20 protein-coding genes are annotated in these 22480 nt (G+C 32.4%); 3 read left to right on the forward strand and 17 right to left on the reverse strand.

The features are described from left to right. Positions 1-154: 154 nt before the first annotated feature. The 7 genes from FT986_RS10185 to FT986_RS10215 form a co-directional block, all read right to left on the reverse strand. Positions 155-1744, reverse strand: coding sequence for a type I restriction-modification system subunit M (locus FT986_RS10185; protein ID WP_147864948.1), 1590 nt, complete (start codon positions 1742-1744; stop codon positions 155-157). A gap of 130 nt (positions 1745-1874) precedes the next feature. Continuing rightward, entirely contained in the window at positions 1875-4967 is a 3093-nt protein-coding gene (locus tag FT986_RS10190) for a metallophosphoesterase (RefSeq protein WP_147864949.1), read from the reverse strand. Positions 4968-5100: 133 nt separating this feature from the next. Further along, the gene (locus FT986_RS10195) at positions 5101-6129 is read right to left on the reverse strand and encodes a hypothetical protein (protein ID WP_147864950.1); all 1029 of its coding nucleotides are present in this window, start codon (positions 6127-6129) and stop codon (positions 5101-5103) included. Beyond that, positions 6129-6341, reverse strand: a complete 213-nt coding sequence (locus FT986_RS10200) for a KTSC domain-containing protein (protein ID WP_147864951.1) — start codon at positions 6339-6341, stop codon at positions 6129-6131. The genes FT986_RS10195 and FT986_RS10200 overlap by 1 nt, the downstream gene beginning before the upstream one ends. A gap of 23 nt (positions 6342-6364) precedes the next feature. After that, positions 6365-8164, reverse strand: coding sequence for an ATP-binding protein (locus FT986_RS10205; RefSeq protein WP_147864952.1), 1800 nt, complete (start codon positions 8162-8164; stop codon positions 6365-6367). Further along, on the reverse strand, positions 8157-9428 hold the full coding sequence (locus FT986_RS10210; protein WP_147864953.1) for an SIR2 family protein: 1272 nt from the start codon (positions 9426-9428) through the stop codon (positions 8157-8159). The genes FT986_RS10205 and FT986_RS10210 overlap by 8 nt, the downstream gene beginning before the upstream one ends. A 360-nt stretch (positions 9429-9788) precedes the next feature. Then, positions 9789-10007, reverse strand: coding sequence for a helix-turn-helix transcriptional regulator (locus FT986_RS10215; RefSeq protein WP_147864954.1), 219 nt, complete (start codon positions 10005-10007; stop codon positions 9789-9791). A 207-nt stretch (positions 10008-10214) separates the two neighbouring features. Between FT986_RS10215 and FT986_RS10220 the strand changes: the two genes are divergently transcribed. Together FT986_RS10220 and FT986_RS10225 are read left to right on the forward strand one after the other, a co-directional pair. Then, positions 10215-11024, forward strand: a complete 810-nt coding sequence (locus FT986_RS10220; protein ID WP_255505945.1) for an RNA polymerase sigma factor — start codon at positions 10215-10217, stop codon at positions 11022-11024. Between the two features lies 1 nt (position 11025). Then, a complete protein-coding gene (locus FT986_RS10225; protein WP_147864955.1) occupies positions 11026-12123 on the forward strand; it encodes a transposase in 1098 nt (365 codons plus the stop codon). Between the two features lie 1098 nt (positions 12124-13221). Here FT986_RS10225 and FT986_RS10230 read toward each other — a convergent pair. From FT986_RS10230 to FT986_RS10245, 4 genes are all read right to left on the reverse strand, one after another. Then, complete coding sequence (locus tag FT986_RS10230; RefSeq protein WP_147864956.1) at positions 13222-13419, reverse strand: hypothetical protein; 198 nt, start codon at positions 13417-13419, stop codon at positions 13222-13224. A 12-nt stretch (positions 13420-13431) separates the two neighbouring features. Continuing rightward, a complete protein-coding gene (locus tag FT986_RS10235; protein ID WP_147864957.1) occupies positions 13432-13815 on the reverse strand; it encodes a DUF6876 family protein in 384 nt (127 codons plus the stop codon). A 121-nt stretch (positions 13816-13936) separates the two neighbouring features. Next, positions 13937-14281: a single-stranded DNA-binding protein gene (locus FT986_RS10240; protein WP_147864958.1), complete on the reverse strand. Its 345-nt coding sequence runs from the start codon at positions 14279-14281 to the stop codon at positions 13937-13939. Positions 14282-15246: 965 nt separating this feature from the next. Beyond that, the gene (locus FT986_RS10245) at positions 15247-18207 is read right to left on the reverse strand and encodes a P-loop NTPase fold protein (RefSeq protein ID WP_147864959.1); all 2961 of its coding nucleotides are present in this window, start codon (positions 18205-18207) and stop codon (positions 15247-15249) included. 275 nt (positions 18208-18482) lie between these two features. Here FT986_RS10245 and FT986_RS10250 point away from each other — a divergent pair, with 275 nt between their 5' ends. Beyond that, entirely contained in the window at positions 18483-18971 is a 489-nt protein-coding gene (locus FT986_RS10250) for a hypothetical protein (RefSeq protein WP_147864960.1), read from the forward strand. 295 nt (positions 18972-19266) lie between these two features. Here the strand turns inward: FT986_RS10250 and FT986_RS10255 are convergent, their stop codons facing one another. The 6 genes from FT986_RS10255 to FT986_RS10280 all read right to left on the reverse strand — a co-directional run bounded on the left by FT986_RS10255 (position 19267) and on the right by FT986_RS10280 (position 21955). After that, complete coding sequence (locus tag FT986_RS10255) at positions 19267-19620, reverse strand: hypothetical protein (protein ID WP_147864961.1); 354 nt, start codon at positions 19618-19620, stop codon at positions 19267-19269. A 12-nt stretch (positions 19621-19632) separates the two neighbouring features. Then, positions 19633-19926 (reverse strand): hypothetical protein, encoded by a 294-nt coding sequence (locus FT986_RS10260; protein WP_147864962.1) that lies wholly within the window; start codon positions 19924-19926, stop codon positions 19633-19635. Positions 19927-20377: 451 nt separating this feature from the next. Continuing rightward, positions 20378-20650 carry a hypothetical protein gene (locus tag FT986_RS10265; protein ID WP_147864963.1) on the reverse strand — a complete coding sequence of 91 codons (273 nt, stop codon included), beginning with the start codon at positions 20648-20650 and terminating at the stop codon, positions 20378-20380. 15 nt (positions 20651-20665) lie between these two features. Next, the gene (locus tag FT986_RS10270; protein ID WP_147864964.1) at positions 20666-20992 is read right to left on the reverse strand and encodes a hypothetical protein; all 327 of its coding nucleotides are present in this window, start codon (positions 20990-20992) and stop codon (positions 20666-20668) included. Between the two features lie 13 nt (positions 20993-21005). Next, complete coding sequence (locus FT986_RS10275) at positions 21006-21299, reverse strand: hypothetical protein (protein WP_147864965.1); 294 nt, start codon at positions 21297-21299, stop codon at positions 21006-21008. 311 nt (positions 21300-21610) lie between these two features. Then, the gene (locus FT986_RS10280) at positions 21611-21955 is read right to left on the reverse strand and encodes a hypothetical protein (protein ID WP_147864966.1); all 345 of its coding nucleotides are present in this window, start codon (positions 21953-21955) and stop codon (positions 21611-21613) included. Positions 21956-22480 lie beyond the last annotated feature (525 nt).

Genomic DNA, 22480 nt, shown 5'->3' on the forward strand with positions numbered 1-22480 from the left:
GAAATAAAACTAGAAATGTCTCCTAATCGAATTTCTTTCCACTCACTCTCAAAACCCGGGAATCTTAAATTGGGGACATTAGGTGTATTTTTGCTACTTTTTTTCATCTTGATTATTCCGTTACTTTTTAAAATTACCTTAAGGATTTTCGGACTTAAAATGCAAGCCCCAATTCTTGAAAATAGCCTTCAATTTCTTTGTCCAGTTCTGCTCGTTCGGCTTCCAAGATTTTAATTTCCTTCATCACCAAGTCAATATCAACTGGTTCTTCTTCCTCGAACGTATCAACATAACGTGGAATATTCAGGTTATAATCATTTTCCTTGATTTCTTCCAATCTTGCTCGGTAACTGAATTTTTCAATTTCCTCCCGACTGGTATAGCAATCGGTAATTTTATCAATATGTTCCGGGAGCAAACGGTTTTTATTACCCTGTTTTTCAAATTCTTTACTCGCATCAATAAACAACACATCTTCATCTACTTCACGACATTTTTTGATGACCAGAATACAAGTAGGAATACTTGTACCAAAAAAGATATTCGCCGGTAATCCAATAATGGCATCGATATAATTACGGTCTTCGATTAAGTATTTACGGATATGCCCTTCGGCAGCTCCCCTAAACAACACGCCGTGTGGTAACACGGTTGCCATAATCCCGCTTTCATCCAAATGATGAATCATATGTTGAACAAAGGCAAAATCGGCTTTGCTTTTTGGGGCTAATTTCCCATACTGACTAAAACGATCATCACTTGAAAATATGCCTTTCGCACTCCAATTTGCCGAAAACGGCGGATTGGCAACGATGGCTTCCGCTTGTACGTCCAAGTGTTGCGGTTCTTCTAAAGTATCTTCTTGCTTTAAGTCAAATTTTGAAAAATGCACATCGTGCAAAATCATATTCATTCGGGCTAAGTTATAGGTAGTTCTGTTCAACTCTTGCCCATAAAAATAACCCACATCTTCTACTTCTTTGGCCACTCGTAATAATAATGAACCCGAACCACAAGTAGGGTCATATACCGATTTAATGCGTTTTTTACGAGAGGTAACGATCTTCGCTAAAATGGTCGAAACTTCCTGAGGCGTATAAAATTCCCCTGCCTTTTTTCCTCCGCTTTCGGCAAACTGTCCGATTAGGTATTCATAGGCATCGCCTAATACATCACTTTCCAAATCTTCCAATTGAAAATCAATCTGATTCAGATGCGCCAGTATTTTTGCAATCAGTTCATTTTTAGCTTTGAGTGTTCTTCCCAATTTAGAAGACGTTAAATCTAAGTCTTCAAACAAACGTACAAAATCATCTTCACTATCGGTGCCCATGGTACTCTGCTCAATATTGTTGAGAATACGTTCTAAATCTTCAATAATAAAAAACTGTGTAGCCTCGTCGTTATCGTTGGTTTCTACTTCCGTTAAATTAAAACCTTTGCTAGCGATACTGATAAACAACTCCGAAGGTTTTAAAAAATACCCTAAATTCTTAATACAGGCTTTTTTAACCGCTTCAATATAGAGTTTTCCGTTCTCTGAATGCTCATCGATATCTTGGTACTTTAGTTGATCGGGCGCCAGAATATCATTAGCATAAAGATGCAGTTTTTCCGATAAATACTTAAAGAAAATAAATCCTAAAATATAGTTACGGTAATCATCGGCATCCATTTTCCCGCGTAACAAATTGGCAATAGCCCATAATTGTTTTTCGAGTGCTTTCTTTTGTTCTTCAGACATATATTGATTGGATTAATGTTTATGGATATAAAATTTTTTATATTTCTTTTATATATAAATCATGGTACTCTTTGATTTTTTTAAGCTTATCTGCCCCCATTTATATATTCTTTAGTTTTAAGATATAAGTTTAGTAATTTCTATTTGTCTTATTAACACTTTGTATTCGTTGCTCAATTGCACCAATCCTTTGGTTGTTATCTATTTTTAATTCTTGCTTTTTTATAAGTTTTTCAATCTTCTCTTTTAAATATTTATTTCCGTTACATTTAAAACTCAGATATAAATACATTTTGAATACTGTTGTTTGCTTCAAAATAGGAATATTAATTTCATCAATTATATCTTCTAGATATCTAAAATGTTCTTTTAAGTCTAAATCAACTAATGAAAAATAAAGGATAAGAAGTTTAAGCTCATTTCCTTTTTTAAATTTTTTTAACTCCTCAATTTTTTCTATTAAAATCACTTCAAGATTACTTTGTATACTCATATCGTAAAAAAAGGTCTGAGCCACGATTGGAAGAAATTGAGTTAATAATTTGATAAGGTTTTCTTCAGAAATATCATCACCCATCTCTGTAACATTCTGTGAGCCGATCTCTTCAATTAGTGAAAGAGAAAAAGTACAAGTTGAATCTAATATAAAATCAAATAGTTTTTCATTGAATGCGTCATTTCTTTTCAACTTAGAGTTTCTAAATACTCTTCCCAAAATATAAAGTGCATTCTCTAGATCATCAGAATCATTACTGATTTCAAGATAGAATTTTTTTTGTTTAACATCTGAAATTCTTTGAACGGAAGGCGATATACTTTCAAGTATTGAATCTTGCTGCTCAGGCTTTAAAGAGTCAGTTATAGTTTCTTTCAATATCTTGCTTACTCCACTACTAAGGTTAAACGTATTTGCTACTTTACTAATTAGCAAATTATCAATAGTGTTATTTTCTAAGATTTTATTAGTACCTTCAAATATTAACACTGTTTTATTATAAATTTTTTCTACGAACTCATGATTTTGAGGAATTAGTCCCGCACATACTTCAAATTCATTTTTAAAGGATAAATAAAAATGGTCGTCTCGAATTGCTTTATTTCTAAAGTTTTCATCATAAGCCATATAATGACCTACAAAATATTCAAAAACACCATTGAGCCTAAATGTATATTTATCACTATCTATTGATTTCACTATCCCTTTTTCGATAAGTAAATCAGCTAAGTCTTTTGTATTTATAACAAACCTTTTATTATCAAATTTGTATTCTTCAATAAATTTGATAAAATTGGAGTATTTCATTAAATAACTACTCTTATGGTAATTTGTAATTAATTCATGAGCAAGAGAAGCTAAAAAATCTTTTAAATCATCAAAATCAATTTTGTATTTATTAGACAATATAAAATTATCTTTATCTAACAGACTATCTATGTATAACTCGATCAATTGAAAGTTATTCCCTAAGTTAGCATCAATATTTTTCTCAAAAATCCAAATGAATAAAGATACCGTCCAATAATTAGAGGGTATATTCAGCTGACTAAAAACAGTATGAATTTTTTCGATAACTTTTTCTCTCTTATTGGGAGAGATATTAGGCCATTTATCAGCTAACAATCTAATTTCTACTCGAGTTATATCATGGATATACCTACTCACGAAATCTATATCACCAATTAAGCCACCAGTAAAAGAGACAAATAAAGTTTCATTACCTAAAGCTATTATTGAAGAGTTTTTATTAGCTTTTATATAATTTTCTATTGGATTTAGAATAATAGATTCATTTTCTTTAAAATTATCTAATAAGATTTTTATGTGATATTTTTCTGATAATTCGTTTGCAGTCTTTCGATTGATTTCATAAAAATTTTTCAATAAATCGACAACATCTATTTCACTTTCTTTTTTTATATAAACATTACAATCAATTAGTAATGGAAGCATCTGTAATTCATTAAAATCTCTTAAAATATCTAAAGCAATTTTATATACAATCGCTGATTTACCACTTTTATCTTTTCCAAAAATCACTTGATTCTCATTTAAATTAGAAATTATATTTTCTATATTAAATTTAGTTTTATTCTTAGGTTTTGGATTTGTTTGAGAATTTAGTCTAATGATTGGTGGCGTAAACAAATTAAGGAAATCATTCTCTTCTTTTATTTCTTTATATGAAAGAAATAACTTGTTGGCTTCATTAGAAAGACTTTCGAAACGTTTTCTTATAGTTTTTCTTAGTTTATTTTGATCTCGCTTTTCTTCGTCTAATGGGATTTGTACTATCTTGGCTTTTCCAAAATAAAATTGTTCTTCATTCTTATTGTAGATGGTATTAGTAATATTTAATTCAAAAGACTCTTGGTTAAGGTCAATTATAGAATAGCCCATCGAATCATTTTTTGAGCTTAAAGTAGCAGCTGACGTACAATGATAAATCCCTATCCCTGAAGTTATATGAATTGAATCTCTATTGTTATGCACATGTCCCGAAAACATTAAGTCATAATCCTTATATATAATATCTTCTAATGCAAATTGATTCCAATGTTTAAAATCGTGCAAAGGATGATGAAGCATTAAAATCTTAATATCACAATTTTTAATTTCTCTTATTGCCTCTTTTAGATAAGTGATTGGAAACATTAAATTTCCACTATCCGTTTCTGAATCATTAGATCTCCAAGCTGAATTAATGGTAGTAATCCCTACATTTTTTCCATCAACAATTCTCTTATGAGAAGTATATAAATTCTCAATAAGTTTGTCATTTTTTTCCTCAATATGTTTTTGATAGTAATCTGACTGAAAATTAAAATAATTATTTAGATTTTCTAAACTTGCTTTTAGTGTTCTTCCATTATTTTTAAGAACCATATCATCAAGTTCTTCAATACTTATAACCTTTTCTAAAGAATCTGTTATTGCTTCAAGTTCCTGATGACGATATACATCATGATTTCCTGGGCATATAAAAATTGAGGTTTTTTCAACATTAAGCTCTAAAGATAATTTATCCAATAATAATTCCTTTGTTTTATAAAAATCTTCAATCTTATTTCCTTGCCATACTAAATCACCCGTAAAAAAAATGAAGTCTAAATTACTTTTATAAGGTTTAAGACTTTTGATTAAAGCTTCAACTAACCGTATTTCGTTTTCTTTATACTTTCCATTACCATCAAAATGAAAATCTGTTAGGTGTAATATCTTCATCTCTCTAATCTTTTTAAGTTCTTTAATATTTCCTTAATTACAATTGGTTTCATTCTCATATACTTTTTTTAGGGTTAAAAATGAATCGAGGAGTTTTTACAATATAGGTTTTACTCCAAATTAACGATTAACTTTAAAGCTCATTGATTTCTTTTTCGATAATGCGATAATTTTCTTTTACATTTTCCCCCATATAAAAATTTAGTAAGTCCTTTTTTGTCAAACTACCGGTTTTAAGAAACTGGGTTAAATACTTTTGATTAAACTCCATTAGCAAAATAGATTTCTCAATTTGTTTCAGTATTTCTTTATTATTATCAATATTCTTATTCACCAAGTTTTTAATAGCGGTAATTTCCTGAATATCTTTTATTATTCGCGTGATCAGTACGGATAAAATATCCTTGTCCAATTCCACCTCTTTTGCATTGATTGCAATATCTCGAGCTAGCATATAGGCTATAACAAGATTTTTGTAATCGCCTTTTTGTGAATCAATAATGGCTATAAAACCAATTTCGGGAATATACCCTACATTTTCAGTATATTTTAATACGGAATTGTCGACTAGTGAAATATCAAAGACAATTAGACTCACCTTTGAATTTCTATTAGCATCAGATTCGATTAATTGACTCCAAGCTGTATCTGTTCTGCGAGTGAATATATTTTTACTATCAATTTCCCCAAGTTTCACGCTTTTGTCAAACTTACATTCAATCGTAATTTTTAAATCTGATTCTCCATTTACTTGACAAATAATATCCCCTGTTTTATTTTTAGGTAAGGCGCCACGCGAGTTACCTGAAAGTAGTGCTACATCCTTTAGCCCTTTCGATTTAAAATATTCGTTTAAATATTCGGCAATTTCATCTTCTGCTAAAGCGCCTTTAATAGAAGACTTATAAAAAAGCTCTTTCTTCATTTCGAAGATCATTTTTAAACTCTCAAGTTCAGTTCCTAATTCATTGCTTGTTTTTGATAAAAAGGCTGAAATACGATCTTCCATTAAAGCCAAAACGCCTATATAAATAGATCGGATTAACTTTTCATCTCGCTCTGCAGCAGGAAGATTATCGAAGTAGTTAAATACAATTTCATTATCTAGTTCAAAACTAGATATTTCTACTCGCTTAAGTTTTTGGTTTAAGGATAATGTCATTAGCCTACTTTTTCATATGGATATTGTCCTTTAATGTTTTGATGTAGATATGACCCTACGGAAGGTGCATCTCTTAAAGCTTCATACTCCATTTGACCAACCCCAGTGTAATCATATACCGAACCATTTAAAAACCAAACTCTAAGAGTTTCTGTATTCTCATCGTGTCCTACTGCTTCAACATTTGACGATTGAACATATTCTTTTTCCATATTTACTTATTTTAATTAATAAATCACTTTAGTTTTCTATTTCTCCATCTTAACATCAATTCTTCATATTCCTTTGAATCAGGTTTTTCCTTGACCCAACTTTCGGACACTAATGGATCGCTACTTTTTGGTGCAAATGGAATTTTATCAAATTTAACTCTAGATGGTATTTTCACAGCTTCCCCCATTACTAGTCCTTCTCCAGTTCTAAGACTTGGTAGAATTGACACTAAATCATTAAGGTCATCTGGCATAACACTTCCCACGTGTCCACGATCCTTTGAATTAGTCATTCTAAGAGCAATTAAAGAACCTAACTGGCTTAAAACGGTTTCATCTAATTCTGATGGTCTTTGAGTTATTAAAAGTAAACCAACGCCATACTTTCTTCCCTCCTTAGCAATTGTTTGCACTATACGGGATGAAATAGAATCTTCGCCTGCTTTAAGATAACTGTGTGCCTCTTCCAAGGTTAACAGAATTGGTTGTCTTCTTCCTCCAACATTTAATTCTTGTCCCCAAAACAATGAATCATATATAATCTTCAAAATAGTACCGGAAATAGATGTCATGATTTCTGATGGCACGCCTGATAAATCTAAAATTGTTATTGGGCTATCATGATTTAACCAATCTGACAATAATGAATCTAAATCTTTTGTTACTTTGCCATCAATATCAGGTTGATAATCCCCTAAATCAAATAAAAAACCATATCTATCATCAAGAATTCTATTTCTAATCCCGTTTAAATAGGTTAAAATTCCCATAGCTCCTCTATTAATATTTGGATTACCTCCTCCTGCTGCTGGCGGATGATGCTTACTAGGTATAAGACTTTCTGGTTCTCCCAGTTCTATCCTATCAGCCATCTCCAACTTAGTATTAGCACCTGTACCGATTTTATTGAATACTTGCTTCTCAAAATCATCTAAATCATACCAAAGTTTATTTATACTAAAAGGAATAGGACTGTCCGCATTTATAGAGTGTTCTAGAGGAGGTTTAATTAAGTATTGTGCTGATTCTATTTTTCTTTTTTGAATATTAACTCTTATTGAATCAGAAGCAGTTTCTTTCAATGCACCAGGAAAAACGGAAAAAAGTTCATTATAAGGAAGTGCCCAGAATGGTATCTTAAGCTCACATTCATTATTTTTTTTGTCAGCGCCAATTTTAAAAACTTTACTATGAGATTTTAAAGTTTCATTATATTCTCCATGGGGATCAATTAATAGAACTCTGGAAGATTTAAATTTTTTATTTGAGGCGATTGCATCTAAAATTATTGAAACTGCATTAGATTTTCCACTTCCTGTGCTACCTACTATAGCACTATGTCGGGATAAGAATTTATTTAGGTCAATATGGGCTGGTAAACTTTCCGATGCACTTATTTGACCCACTGTGAGGGAACTTTCACTATCAATTTCACTATAGATTATCTTAAGGTCATCTATTGTTACAAGGTGAACCTCATCGTCAGGAGTAGGGTATTGAATAACTCCTCTTTCAAATCTATTTCTCACTCTTTCTCCAATTAATACAACAGACATCCAACGTGAACCTTGTTGAATGTCCCCAAAGGAATCCTTCCCTATCAATTTTTCAGGAATTGCATCAGCACCAGCTTGAGTTACGATTCCATACAAATGGGCATACCCAAGAGGTATTCTCACAAAAGAACCAATCTGGCCGATCCTATATATAATTCCATTAATGATTGGCATAGACGATTTGAAATCATCAGATAACTTGATCGATAAACGACTTCCATTTACACTTTTAACCTGTCCAATTATTGTATGTAACTGATCACTCATATTTTCCATCATTTGGATAAGAAAGATCTACAAGGAACTCAATTAGTTTATTGAAATCAACAAGTTTTAACTCACCAGTCGAAAGTTCTTTTTCATCACCTTGACCTTTATTAGCTTCCGGTAAAGGAGCATCACGATCAAAAAATTGATCAATGAATTCAAAATCATCTTTAGCTGGCTCTCGTTTAAGAGCCCATTTACCAAAAACTCCTCCAATTAAAGCAGATTTGTTTCCACAAATCATGAATTTATTGGAATTCCTTCCGACTTTTATTGCCGTAGAATCTTTATCGAGGAATTTGTCGAAAACCAATGCAATTACAGTAGTTGATTTTGATTGCGCTAAAGCATTTATAATGGTATCATTAATATGTTCGTCTCCGAATGAATACCCACAAATAAATAACACGCCATCATCCTTTTTTATAAATGACGAAAGCCGTTCTATGTAACTTGAATATGGTTGTTTCCTTGAATCGTCATATTTTAACAAAGAAGGGTAGATTACAATTCCGTCATCACTAATTTCTCTACTCCGGATAATTCTTTCTTCTTTGTCATCATAACCCCAGCCTAGTGAACCGTGCAATTTCCATAATCTAGTCCATTTGGGTATCAAATAATCGTTCTCGACACTTACTGGGTCAAAGAAGGGCTTGTATCCACCAACAAATCCATCAAAATAAGGCAACTTTTTAGACTCAAACCCTAATTCAAATAGGTAGTCATAATTTGTAGTAAAAACCTCGACAGCATTTTTTCTAGAAGCGTTATTCACCCATCTAGCAAAATCAGAATGAAGTTTAGAAGACTTCTCAATATTTATATCAGTGTTATTATGTACAGAAACCAAAGAGCGTATTTCTTTCTGAAAAAGTTCCCTCAGATCTTTCAACCCATCTTTATTAAGTCCACAGAGAGTATCTTTACCTATCACTTTTAATTTTTGGTCGATAGAAGAAATGATATTTTCAAGCATAAAATCTGAGTTGTTTTCTTTCAATTCAGACCTAATAGTTACCAATGCCCTTTTAAACTTGTATTGAGTAATGCCTTTAATAATGGCATCTGTCATAGCCCAAACTCCAGGGATTAATGGTTTCACCCTGTTTTTCTTGTCCTTTATTAACTCTCCTGTCTTATTAGTCAAAGGAGCGGCCATCGAAGTACCTGCACCAAATAAAAAACCTATTCTAATAGTATTATTAATAAGAATCTGTTGTATTCCCCTTATGAACTCTCTTGGGTCATGTACTTTATCCATTCTTTGTTATTTTTGAATTATAAGTTATTGTTACAGCTATTATTCTTACATACTTTTTCCAATTTTATAAGATTGTAAAAATCAAATTAGCAGGAGTTTTACCCCACATACAAGTCCGCTCTTACTGTTAACCTCTTCAACTCTGATTGTAAAATTAAATCTTACACAGCTATAAATTTTACGGTTATCCATAAACAAATAAAACCTCCCTACTCCCTATAAGTTTTATTTGTTGAATTCTCATTGGGGAAAAATAAAATCAAAAAACTCTTTAGGATTAATTTTTAAAAACAAACTTTTTTTATAATTTGATTGTCGAATAAAAATAATTAGGAGAAACTGTAAAATCTAAAATTTTATTTATTCTTTTGGCAACTCTATATTCTTACAAACTTGTCTAAAAAGGAAACCAGGCTCTTCATCAATAGCTAAGGCTATGAGATATAACTCTCTTACTCTTAATTGAGTGTTTGGATTATTCGCCAATTCACTCAAACGAGTTTTACTAATTCCTGTTTTACGAGAAACATCTGATCTATTAATAGATTTTTTAGCAAAGTAGAGTCCTAATTCTGTCATCAATTTATCTCGTTTTCAATACATAAAGTTAGGCTTTAAGTTAAAGTTTTCCGATAATCTAAACTTATAGTTGTTATTTTGTCTTTTTATATGTACATTTATTCCGATTTTAAGAACAAATTTTCCTGATTATTAAATTTTAATTTTTTAGTTTATTAATATATTATTCCATTTCATAACCTTATTTCTACCTTAAAAAGCTAAAAAATGCGCATTAAAACACAAAACCTTATGCAACTATCACACTACACGCAATTAAAGCAAAGCGACCCTATAGCTTTAGAACATCTGTATAAAAGGTACGACCGCATGCTTTTTTGGCTGGGTAAGCAATTGATTCGGGATGAGTTTGTGATTAATACATTGGTACAGGAAAGTTTTCTAACCCTTTGGAAAAAGCGAGAGACCATAGAAACACCAGAGCATATCTTCTTTTTCCTGCGCTATGTCATGAAACGGGAATGCACCTATTATTACTGTCGACCCAAAAATAAGTTTAACCGCTCCATCAACCGCTTAAGTTTTTACGGGAACTATGAAGATTATATGCTGGGGCACGATCCTGCCGCTGAGGAAGACCAGCATTTGCAGAAGCAAGAGACGATACAAAAAGCTTTTGAACAGGTGCAACAGGTACTGCCCTTTTTAGGGGCGGAGCGGCAGCGTTTAATAGAACTTTGCTTGACCTATGGCTTTCAATACAAAGCCATAGCCGAGGTGATGGGAAAAGGAATCACCGAAACGGCCAATGAGGTAAAACGCAGTATTGAAACCTTAAAGAAGATCGTACACCAAGGCCATTCCATAGAAAATAATGACCGTATTCGTCCGCTTAAAATACAAGGCGGAATGACCCCAGCGCAATCTGAAATCTTTCAACTGCGTTGCGAACAGGAGTTGTCGTTTGCAGATATAGCCCAACAGCTCAACCTATCGCAAAAAGAAGTGCACCAAGCCTTTACAGTGGCTTATACGTTGATGCAGCAACAAGCCGAGCAATCACTAGAATCTGCTTAAGATGAAAAAGAAGACGATGAAACTCACGCGAAAAATACAGGTGGTCATCGACTTGCCTACGGCAGAAGAACGCAAAGAAGCCTTGGGGAAACTTTATGGATGGCAGGACCGTGCGTATAGAACCGCCAATTTAATGGTGTCTCACTTGTATGTACAGGAGATGATCAAAGATTTTTTCTATTTATCGGAGGGGATTCAATATAAACTGGCGGATGAACAAAAAGACGAAGCGGGGATTTTACAAACCTCCCGGATGAATACCATCTACCAAGTGACGTCCAAACGCTTTAAGGGCGAGATGCCCACCAATATTATTTCTTGCTTAAAAGCAAGCTTGTACAGCACTTTTAAAAAGAACCAAGACACCTACTGGCGGGGTGAGTCTTCCCTGATGAATTTTAAAAAGGATATGCCCTTCCCCTTTACCACCGAAGGGATGAGTAAGCTGGAGTACGACCCCGAAAAGAAAGTTTTTTGCTTTCGCCTGTTTAAAATCCCCTTAAAAACTTATTTAGGTCGGGATTATAGCGATAAGTGGCGGTTACTGCAGCGGGTAAGTCAGGGAGAACTCAAATTGTGTACCTCGCACCTGCAATTGAAAGACGGGAAGACGTTTTGGTTGGCGGTATTTGAACTGGAAAAAGAAGCGCATAAGTTAAACCCCGGAGTGATCGCCGAAGTTTCCCTATCCTTGGAATACCCCATCGTGGTGAAGGTGGGGAAAGTCCGACACCAAATTGGTAATAAAGAAGAGTTTTTATACCGTAGATTGGCGATACAGGCCGCCCGCAAACGGGCTCAGTTGGGGGCTACTTACAGCAAATCGGGCAAAGGGCGAAAACGCAAGCTGAAAGCCGTAGATAGGTTCCGTCAAAAGGAAAAAAACTACATCCGCCAGCGTTTGCATGTATATAGCCGTAGGCTGATTGATTTTTGCATTCAGCACCAAGCAGGAACCTTGATGCTGATGCATCAAGAAGATAAAATAGGGATCGCCAAGGAAGAAGGATTTGTCTTCCGTAATTGGAGTTACGGCAAGTTATTGACTAAAATAGAATATAAAGCCAACAAAGCAGGGATTGAAGTAATTGTCTGCTAAGAATTTATGGAGGGTGCTTGCTCACCCGTAAGGTGAGGTGATCATCACACTCACTAAGTGGGATCTCCCATCTGCAACGCGTGGGCTCTCTCTTTTTTAAAAGTGAGAGGAGATATCAGGTTTGAATAATTAACACGAGATGCTTATTGATTTAATTTGTAAAATAGTTAGAGAGTCAAGATAGTATTTCGGTTATTCATTAATACTGAAGCTTTGAATAAAAATAATTCTAGATCTATTGAGTTAATTATCATATTAAATCAACAGGTAGAATTAGTAACATAAGAAGTGGTCTAATTTTGAGATAGTCTTCAGGTTATTGTAAAAATTTTTCTAAAAATTTATCTCTGAAACAGCAGAGGTTAGACATTTTAAAAGGTATTAGTTTAGAATTCAAACAAGAAACCATTTTTCAGTTTATGAGAAGTAAAACGATTAAAATTTCAGAAATTGAATGAGAATATTACAGTCGACAAGATGTCATTTCTTCTATACAAAAAGATTAGAAGTTCATACTAAACTCATAGACACATAAGATCGAAGACACAAGAAATAGTCGAATTAATGATAGAGGTTACAATGCATTCCATCTCTCCCCTTACGGTAAAGTTAATTAAAGATAAGCATAGATAATACTCTCTTCTTTAATACTAGTAAATAAGTCCATATTTCGCCAATTTGTCACAAAATCTTCCCTAAAAATGGGTCTTTACAGCCCGTTTGTCGCAAATCGTTGATTGTCAAAAGATTATAAATTATTCAAATTACTGATAATCAGACACTTGAAAACAAAAAGGAATCCGAAACATCGCGTAGCGTGTTACCCTCTTGCTATTCCTTTTCGTCACGCTTGCGCGTGACAAAAATTCATACAATCCAGCTAAAAGACGATTGCCATTTTCAGGAAAAATGATTTTACGATATGTTAATTTTCTATGTGCCAGATTATCGTTGAAGGTCGAAAAAGGGATAACCCTACGTAATTTTGAATGCTAAATTTCAGCGAAATAAAGATACTTTTTTTCTTGACTATAAATTAATTATATACAAAAAGCACCTCTAAGTTTTTAAAGGTGCTTTTTTTATTAAGAATAAAAATTATATGTTGAAAACATAGGTATAGGAATATAAATTCCGTAATGCTTCTTCATCCAACATCTTGTCCAAATTGGCATTATGCTTTGTGGCATAATCCATTATATCCTTGCCATACTTTTCTTTTACTTCTTCTTTGGAATTGGCAATTAATCGCTCTTGGGTTTCCTCACTCAAATCGGTAAAATTTAGATATATCATAACTTCCGATTTTCAATATTCATTTGGTAACATCAGCGTGTCATTTACAAAAAACAACCGCAGTTCATCGAGTGGGAAATCTGTCGCTCGATACCCGTGTTTTTCTAAGATATTGTCGTTACCATCGCTGTAAATTATTTCGGCTTCGTAACCAGAATAATCCTGTTTTCTTTTGGGCAATCTTTTAAAGTCTATTGTGATAAATTCGTTTCGGTTCATCAGACTTTTTGCAATTACGGACGTGTCCGTAATGAGCCAAAAACATTCTGCTACGGTAGAAAGATATTTTAATCCGTCTGTAAATCTTGTTCGTATGAGCGGTAAAGAATAGAACATTTCTGTTCCCGTAAAATATTGCAATCGCTCTTTTATTTCGTTAACTTGTGCTTTACTCATCGTTTCTATTTTTTTAATGGAAATCGTGAATCTTCGATTTCATTGTGCATATATTTAAATGTGTGAATAATGAAAAAGAGGACGCAACTTTCGAGAGGAACGCCCTCTTTCTTTTTGAAGATTACTTATCGCCCTTGCTTCCAAGTAATAGGATTTCATCGGCTACAACTTCTGTAACGTAGCGTTGTTCATCATTATCGGTTGTATAACTTCGGGTTTTAAGTTTTCCCGATATTCCAACTTCTTTGCCTTTTTCGACAAATTTCTCAACGATTTCAGCAGTCTTGCTCCAAGCTACTACGGTGTGCCAGTTGGTGTCCGTTTGCTTTTCGCCTTTGCTGTCTTTGTAATACTCATTTGTAGCAAGTGAGAAGCGGGCTACTTTCTTACCGCTTTCAAGGTTCGTAATGGTTGGCTCTTGACCAACGTTTCCAATCAATTGTACGTGATTTCTAATAGTACTCATAATAAAATATTTAAGTGATTTATATTTCCCCTATACATTTAAAACAGATTAAATTTTAAGGGGTGTTTGTTCTTTTCTTCTGTGCACCGCACAATGGATAAAGTGGGTTTTGTCAAGACTTTTCGGGAATAAATCAGGTGTGTTTGCGACGTAGTAAATCCGCCTTTTCGGCGGATTTCAAGGAAGTAGAAACCTTATTTTTCACTAAAACTTGTATAGTCTTGACAAGTTCCATAAGGGCATTAGCAATTCTTTTAAACGCAGTTGCGTTTGAGCGTACCGACAGTTAAGCGAGATAAGTAGCTGTGTTTACATTAGAATTGGTTATGTCGTGCCTATTTTTCGACGCCCCGAAAAACAACAAAAGCTTTATCCATTATAAACCCCTTAAAATGTGTAAGACAGCGGTTTGGTTTTTAGGGATTTTCGAGTGAGGGCTCAAGAAGTCCGAGCCGAAAATCCTGTCAAGAAAATCAAGCCGATGGCTTTCCGATTAAAAAAGCGGACTTGATTCACGATTTTGGCTCTGGAATGAAGTGTTCCTTCCCAGCCCCGAAGTTTCGGAACGGGAAGGTTTAACGGAATGGAAAGCTGAAATTGGGGATTGTGTCCAAGAGAAATGTAGTGAAGCTCTTTTCCCGAAGTGTAGTGGTTGCCTGCTTTTTCAGCAGGCGAGCGTGGAATGTAGGGGAATGTGCTGAGTGGGTTATGAAAATTTATTTCCCTTTTCCGTAGGGTTTAACGCGGACTTAATTTGAAAAATGTAGATTGGAATGAAGCGATTCTGCCATTTTTCTGGCAGGTTCAGCGCAATGGAAATCGTAGTCTTTCAAATTGTGTCCAAGACCTCCGTAACGAAGTGCTTTTCCCGAAATGAAGTTTTTTCTGCGGAATGTAGGGGAATGGGCTGTGTGGTTTTATGATAACAATATTTTATTTAACCTGGTAAGAAATACAAGTACTATTTATTCGCTATAATCATTAGGCTGAACAGATAAGACCTTCAATACCGTTTCCTCATCTCTTAGTATTTCTTTTTTCTTTAAATTTAACGTATAATCTTTACTATTTTGAATAGTATCTCGATAATGTTTTAAAAGATTCGGTACTGTATTATGAATGTCAGTGGTAGTCACCCTTATTTTAGTAAAGTATTCTCCATCATTTTCATAGTAGTTATTGCTTACAAGACTTGGAAATTTATTTACTGTAACATTTGTAAAAGTGGATTTGTAAATTTCTTCTTCAAACGATTGCACATAAATCTCTACTATGTTCACATACTCATCACGAGAAAGACGGTTATTTGTTTTAATAGCTTCTAATTTCTGTTTTATTTCTTTAAAGTGTAAAAAATCAAACCTAATATAAGTGTAAAATTTTGTAAAAGATTCTAAATTGAGAAACTTCTTATATTCAATCAAACCTGCATCTGTAACATCTCTTAATTTATCAAAGACAAAATCTTTATACTTCTGTTTTGACTCAAAAATTGTTGCTGCATGGTCAGATGTTTTAAGCATTCTAATAGTCCATGTTTCATTTTCAACCATTTGAGCGCAAAGGATCTTAATATCATTATTTTCCCAAAAATCAATGACCAGCGGATTAATATTTTCAGCGTTATGGAACTTGCTTACTTTGTGATATGCGTGGTAAAAAGTGTAGTCTGTTATTTCCCATAATTGCCCGTTTTTTTCATCAAGAAACGATTTATAAATAACTAAAGAGAGTTCTTTCAAATCCTCTTCCAATATGCCCCATTCCGTAAAGTCCAATCTAATTCTATTTTCGCTCAGAAATGTAAGAAATTCCAACTTTTTGAAAGATTTGTAATCTTCATCTAAAAATTCAGTTTTTATAAATTTCCATAAATTCTCGTTCTTATTGTCTTCATTATTTTCTGATACGACGCTCTTAATAAAATCACTTAAAATTTGCAACACGTGTATAGAGTGCGCGCCCATTGTTTCAGCATCATTAAAAATATATAATAGTAAACTGATAATATTTTTAATTTCATCACTATTCTCAGGGGAATAAAATGTAATCCTGTCTATTATGTCTTCTACTTTACCCGCGTCTACAGCTCTCCTTAATGATTCAAAACTATCACCCTCATTAATAATAGATTGAAATTCTAAATTTGTAAGGTCATTTGCTGTAATTTTCTGCTGTAATAATTTTCGAAGGTTATTACCGAATTTAATAGAAGTATGTTTTGGATTTTTATTCTCTTTTCCGAATAACACAATCAATGTCTTGCCTAGTAGATCATTTTGATGATTTGATAGCGTACTGCTTTTCAAAGAAGTTTCTTCTTTCTTCAGTTCGGATGTGATCCTGTAATCATTCAATTTCGGGTTGAATCTACTATTACCTGAAAACAACCTTGTTCTATGTATTAATTTGAATAAATCCTTATCCAGATCGTCGCTGCCATCACCTGAGTCTTCTAACTCTCTAAGTTTAGAATCTGGATTGTAAGGAAGAATTTCCTGCCAGTTATTATTTAAAAACTTTATTGCTGATGGGAATGACATTTTAAGATATGTAAAGTTTAAAAAGTCATTTGTATCAAGTTCATCAGGTAGCATTTCATAATCAAACACTAACTGATTTACCAATCGTTTAGCACCACGATGGTTTGAGATGTAATCGTCAAAAAGATTATTTGTCTGGTAAATAGATTTACTTACTGACTCAATGAATTCAGTTTTACCTTGAAGTCCAGAATTTTCAAGTTGGGTAATAAAATCTTCTTTGAGTTGAAGTTTATCTATTTCAGGTAGATATACTTCTAACTGGAAAAATTTGTCCACGAACGTATGGTCGGAAATATCATTATTGCTCACTAAAGTATTGAGTACATAGTCCTTGTCTAAAGCAATTACAAATATAAAATTTCTAAAATTTGCAGTATTGCGTACCAACTTTAATACTTGTAACACCTCTTTGCTAGATAATCTATCGAGATCGTCAATAAAAACAATAAATCTCTTATTGAGCTTTTCCAATACCCGATTGATCTTGCGATAAGTTCCAATTGAGGTATTTTCTGAATATTCTCTTGAAACTCTACGCGCAAAAAATTCTTTGATATTTTTGTTCTTATATAATTTTAAAAGTTTATCAGAATACTCCACGATAAAATCTGCAAGTTCTCCATTGTAATTGCTAATCTCTCCACTTAATTGTGTAAAGAATTCAGAAATTATTTCAGACTCACTATGGTTTAAATACGGTAAAAATTTAAGATGTAAAGTCTGCTGCAGAGGTTCTTCTTCAATCTGTCGTTCCATTAGTTCTATCAAACTAGACTTACCGTTCCCCCAAGGACCAACAATACCGATGGTAAAAGACTTTTTAAAGTTAGATTGACTTAGCAGCTCAATAATAGACTTAGCTCTATCTTTATAACCTAGTTGATCGTCTTCTAAATTAAGAATAGGGTCGTCTGCCGTAAAGGGGGTAATTTCATAGTTGATTTTAGGAATACCATATTTTCTCCAAAGTAAGCCATCTAAAAATCCAATAAAAAACCATACAAGCAATAGACCAAGAAGATCTACATACTTTAAACCTGTATCTCCAAAATCTATAAAGAACCAACCATTTCTATACGAAGTAAATCTCAAAAGCAAATAAACCACTACTGTAAAGCCTAATAATCTCATTAAAAATGAAGAAGGGTTGTATAACTTGAGAATTATTTTATAAAATATAAACAGAAATCCTACCAGAGCAAGACCCCCTGAAAGCCAAAAAGTTAGGTTATCAAATGATGTAATATCCACCGTGAGATTAGCAGTAATCTTTTCGTTAAACCAATCCTTGAGCGTCCATACTACTAAAATAAAAATGGTAATTGAGATTATAAATTTTGTAAATGGGGAACGAAAAATGCGGTCAAGGATCTTAGTCATGAAAATCTATTTTTTTAGTAATATATCATTTTTTTATTGACCTATATTAATTTAGTGGTCATATTCGAGATCCCATAACAAGTTTTAAACCCCAATAAATTATTAGAAGTGAATGTTTATAGATTTTTTCTTTAAGGTATCGATTATCATATACATTAATTTTTTATAAAAAACAAATAAAACTGCTATAATAATGCTTATTTAATTATATTTGCGACCATTGATCTTCAACTAATTAAAAGAAGACAAATAAAAAATAACTTTAAAAAAAGACAATGATGAAACGATTAATGTATTTAAATTTTTTATTGCTTGCACTTGTATTTGCAAGCTGTAGTTCAGATGATGATTCTGGAAACAACAATGGTGGTTCAGAAATTCCAGACACACTAGCTAGTGGAGAACTGTTTGGTGAACCTTTTACTGCTAACGGCAGTAGTGCAGATCTTACCGAAGGTTTTGGGGAAGAGCGCATTACCGTATTTTTAAGTAGTGAAGATGTGGATTGTGAAACCAATCAATTCTCCGATGCTTATACTATTACGATTTCAGGACCTCGTTCTGAAGGTACTACCTCTGATGTATTTGTAAACTTTAGTGATCCAAATTCTGAAGACTTTATTAGCGTAGGTAGTGGTATCGATTACGAGATAATTTCTATTACCGATACCGAAATTGAGGCCAAAATTCGAGTAAGCAGCTCAGACGGGGAAAATAACCTTGAGGGTAAATTTACCGCTCCAATCTGTTCTGATGAAGGATAAGAATTGAAATAAGATCAATAAAAAAAGGATAGCCTAAAGCTGTCCTTTTTTTATATTGTAATACATATATCATTATTGAAAATTTTATTTTGTTTTAATACCTTAACTATGCTATGGATTGAATTTACTTTTTCTCCTAATTACTACTTAAAGTTGATATTTTTTACACTTTTAAACAGTTAGTTTTAAAGCTTACAGATACAAGATCTATAAAATCCTGATAATGGGAATAATTGCTTCCTTTCCATTTTCCTGCATTATTAATCAAATCCGATTCCAATAGAAACCTTATGAGTCAAATGTTGTTGTTTAACAAACTGCCCTTAGTATTGTGAGATAACTCATATGCAAACCATATGGTTAAAATCGCTAAAATTATATTAAATAAATACCATAAAAATAATCTTATCTTACCGTCTTTTTTAACTTTCACAACAAGAAAAATATACCATACAAAGGCACCTAATTGAATTAAAAAATTATAATATATCGGATTAGTATATTCAGGGAAAGTTCCAGACAAAGATTGAGTTAGAAAATCAGAATTAAATATATAGTCTATATAAGGAAATATCATAGCCAACAGAAAAGGGAGAATGTAGGTAATAAGAAAAGATACCAAACTAATTTTAAAAAGTTTTTTTTCCATGGTGGGCTAAATTTATTCGTTTTGAAAACCGGTTTCTATAAACTGTAGAAATTTATCCACCAAATATTGCGCATCTCCAGTTGTATAATTTGGAGAAAGCGAAGTTGGAATAACAGTAAATGAAAGATTATTCTTAAGTTCCATAAAAATTGTTGCAGCATAAGGCTTAACAGCTTTATATTTTATATAAAATCCTGCAAAATATAAGAAAGGCGAAATTTCTATAGTACGATCTATAAAATCCTGATAATAGGAAGAATTGCTACCTTTCCAATTGTCCGCGTAATCATTCAAATCCCATTCCATATATTTGTTAAATCTTTTAGAGTGAAAAATTAATTACTATTTTTGTGTAAACAGTTTTATCCTGATACTTACAAATAACTTTACAAAGCACCTCAGAAATCTATAAATAAAAATTCCTTATAGACCCCGTAATCCCGGCTGGAAAGTGATAGATAAATAAACTGTAAATAAAGAAAATATAACTATTCCAAATAACCAAAGGCATATCAAAATATCTGAAAATGTTATTTTAATTTTCGAACGTGAAAAGGAGAAATAAAAAAAAAGTGTAAATTGTATAATACCATTTATATATATTAAAATTGAAGATATAAAATTTTCTTTTGACATAGAAATATTAATTAATGCATTTTTTCCTGGCCCAACTATATTCACTATGAACGGAAGGACTATAAAAAGAATTAGTGAAGTCATGCTAATAAAAAATATTTTTTTGTTAATTTTATTAAATCTATTCATTTTGATATCCTGTATGTACAAATTGTAAAAATTTATTAGTTAGATATTTAACATCTGGAGCAGAGTAGTTGGGGACATCCGAAATATCTAAAAAAGTATCAGAAAGATTAATAAGTAATTCTGCACCTATTCGGTATTTACTTTCAGTATTCGAAGTAAAATATAGGAATGTTGAAATAGCTAATACACGATCTATAAAATCCTGATAAAAGGAGGAATTGTTACCTTTCCAATTACCTGCATAATCAATCAAATCGCACTCCATTGAAAATCATATGAATTAAATGTTGTTATTTAATAAACTCCCCTTAGTATTAAGAGATAACTCATATGCAAACCAGATTGAAAAACCAGCAATAATGATATTTGTTATGAACCAAAAATATAACCATAAATTCCCTTTATCCTTTACTTTTTTACTGAAAATATAAAAAAACAAAACCGCAATTTGGATAATAATATTATAATATATAGGATTAGCGTATTCAGGCCACGGACCACGAAGATCACGAGCTGTTTGAGGAGATACTAAAACCGCTAACCATAGAGGTATAACATAAGTAATAAAAAACGATATCAAACTGATTTTAAAGAGTTTTCTTTCCATACAAGTAATTGATTTATTCATTTTGATACCCGCTATAGATAAATTGCAGAAATTTATCTACCAAATATTGCGCATCTTGAGCTGAATAAGTCGGCGCCTGAGATATTGGAATAATAGTAGATGAGCGGTTATTATGTAGTTCGATGAATATTCTTGAAGCATAGGGCTTAATAATTTTTTTTACTAAATAAAACCCAGAAAAATATAGGAAAGGCGAAATTGCTATAGTTCGGTCTATAAAATCCTGATAAAATGAAGAGTTACTACCTTTCCAATTGCCAGCGTAATCAATCAAATCCCATTCCATTGCAAATCTGGTAAACCTTTTGGTATAATGTGTTGTTTTATCATTTAGTATTTGGCTTCCGTAATAGGGTTCAAAAACATCAACTAATCCAGCATAGGATTAGATGAGGTCACTTCATCATAAGCGGCTTTTAAGCCAAAAGAATTTATATCTCCATATTGATCGGCTGATCCAAACTTCCGACTGTATTGGTCATCAAGCTCTGTGCTGGTAGGATTGTTAACATATTTATTGTAAATCTCTACTAAAGCAGACGCAATATCGCCAATAAAACTGGCAAAATCTAAAGAATTATCAATTCCAAAAGCATTTTAATAATAAATATCCGGTAAACTGTCTACCCCTCCATTAAAAAGCACATCAAATCCATATAATGCGTGCGTAATATCCAATAAAATAACTTGATGGTAAAAGCACCTTTTAGTTAATGCGTTATAACTATCAGTATCTATTTCATTTTCATTTAAATATCTTAACCTACAATCTAAAAAATCAGGATTATAATTTTCAAGAATAAATCCTATGCTAAAAGGCTCTTCCTGTACACTGCATTGATTTTCATGTTCCTGTTTGGCTTCGATATATGGGCATCTGAGCAGCCTTACTGAAAGCCATTGAATCCAATTTTTCTTAAAATCCTTTTCCACGATAGCCAAACGAATGCACCTTGATTCGAGTAAGCAGCTCAGACGGGGAAAATAACCTTGAGGGTAAATTTATCGCTCCGATCTGTTATGATGAAGAATAATAATTGAAATAAGATCAATTTTTATTGAGCTTCTACATAACAACAGTTCTATCTTGTTGAACTATTATTAATTACTTAATATTTTTAACAATTTATTGTTGTTAAATCAACTTATTAAGAAATATATTTTAATTTATTTTATTATAATTGTATAGGGCTTTAATTATCCTTATCTAAATTGGAATGAATATGGTGTTCCCAGTTTTTTACTCCATTTAAAAATTAATTTAATCAAATACGGATTCTCTGTATTGATTTTCTTTTTTTGGTCGACTCCTAAAAAAGGTATTGATTTCATTTAGGATTTTAAGGTATTTTTCTTGTTCCTTTTATAAAAATCAAGCATGTTTTTTCACCTGAAATTGGTAGTTGAGTCTAGATGATAAATACAAAAGAAAGAACTGTAATCAGGTCTTGAAACAAGCTTACTTTT

Origin of the sequence: Mesonia sp. K4-1, assembly GCF_008017825.1 — a bacterium.
GTDB lineage: Bacteria > Bacteroidota > Bacteroidia > Flavobacteriales > Flavobacteriaceae > Mesonia.

Bases quoted from the DNA above. Each gene is read 5' to 3' on its own strand.
- FT986_RS10185 (WP_147864948.1), bottom strand. From the start codon at position 1,744: ATGTCTGAAGAACAAAAGAAAGCACTCGAAAAACAATTATGGGCTATT.
- FT986_RS10190 (WP_147864949.1), bottom strand. From the start codon at position 4,967: ATGAAGATATTACACCTAACAGATTTTCATTTTGATGGTAATGGAAAG.
- FT986_RS10195 (WP_147864950.1), bottom strand. From the start codon at position 6,129: ATGACATTATCCTTAAACCAAAAACTTAAGCGAGTAGAAATATCTAGT.
- FT986_RS10200 (WP_147864951.1), bottom strand. From the start codon at position 6,341: ATGGAAAAAGAATATGTTCAATCGTCAAATGTTGAAGCAGTAGGACAC.
- FT986_RS10205 (WP_147864952.1), bottom strand. From the start codon at position 8,164: ATGAGTGATCAGTTACATACAATAATTGGACAGGTTAAAAGTGTAAAT.
- FT986_RS10210 (WP_147864953.1), bottom strand. From the start codon at position 9,428: ATGGATAAAGTACATGACCCAAGAGAGTTCATAAGGGGAATACAACAG.
- FT986_RS10215 (WP_147864954.1), bottom strand. From the start codon at position 10,007: ATGACAGAATTAGGACTCTACTTTGCTAAAAAATCTATTAATAGATCA.
- FT986_RS10220 (WP_255505945.1), top strand. From the start codon at position 10,215: ATGCGCATTAAAACACAAAACCTTATGCAACTATCACACTACACGCAA.
- FT986_RS10225 (WP_147864955.1), top strand. From the start codon at position 11,026: ATGAAAAAGAAGACGATGAAACTCACGCGAAAAATACAGGTGGTCATC.
- FT986_RS10230 (WP_147864956.1), bottom strand. From the start codon at position 13,419: ATGATATATCTAAATTTTACCGATTTGAGTGAGGAAACCCAAGAGCGA.
- FT986_RS10235 (WP_147864957.1), bottom strand. From the start codon at position 13,815: ATGAGTAAAGCACAAGTTAACGAAATAAAAGAGCGATTGCAATATTTT.
- FT986_RS10240 (WP_147864958.1), bottom strand. From the start codon at position 14,281: ATGAGTACTATTAGAAATCACGTACAATTGATTGGAAACGTTGGTCAA.
- FT986_RS10245 (WP_147864959.1), bottom strand. From the start codon at position 18,207: ATGACTAAGATCCTTGACCGCATTTTTCGTTCCCCATTTACAAAATTT.
- FT986_RS10250 (WP_147864960.1), top strand. From the start codon at position 18,483: ATGATGAAACGATTAATGTATTTAAATTTTTTATTGCTTGCACTTGTA.
- FT986_RS10255 (WP_147864961.1), bottom strand. From the start codon at position 19,620: ATGGAAAAAAAACTTTTTAAAATTAGTTTGGTATCTTTTCTTATTACC.
- FT986_RS10260 (WP_147864962.1), bottom strand. From the start codon at position 19,926: ATGGAATGGGATTTGAATGATTACGCGGACAATTGGAAAGGTAGCAAT.
- FT986_RS10265 (WP_147864963.1), bottom strand. From the start codon at position 20,650: ATGGAGTGCGATTTGATTGATTATGCAGGTAATTGGAAAGGTAACAAT.
- FT986_RS10270 (WP_147864964.1), bottom strand. From the start codon at position 20,992: ATGGAAAGAAAACTCTTTAAAATCAGTTTGATATCGTTTTTTATTACT.
- FT986_RS10275 (WP_147864965.1), bottom strand. From the start codon at position 21,299: ATGGAATGGGATTTGATTGATTACGCTGGCAATTGGAAAGGTAGTAAC.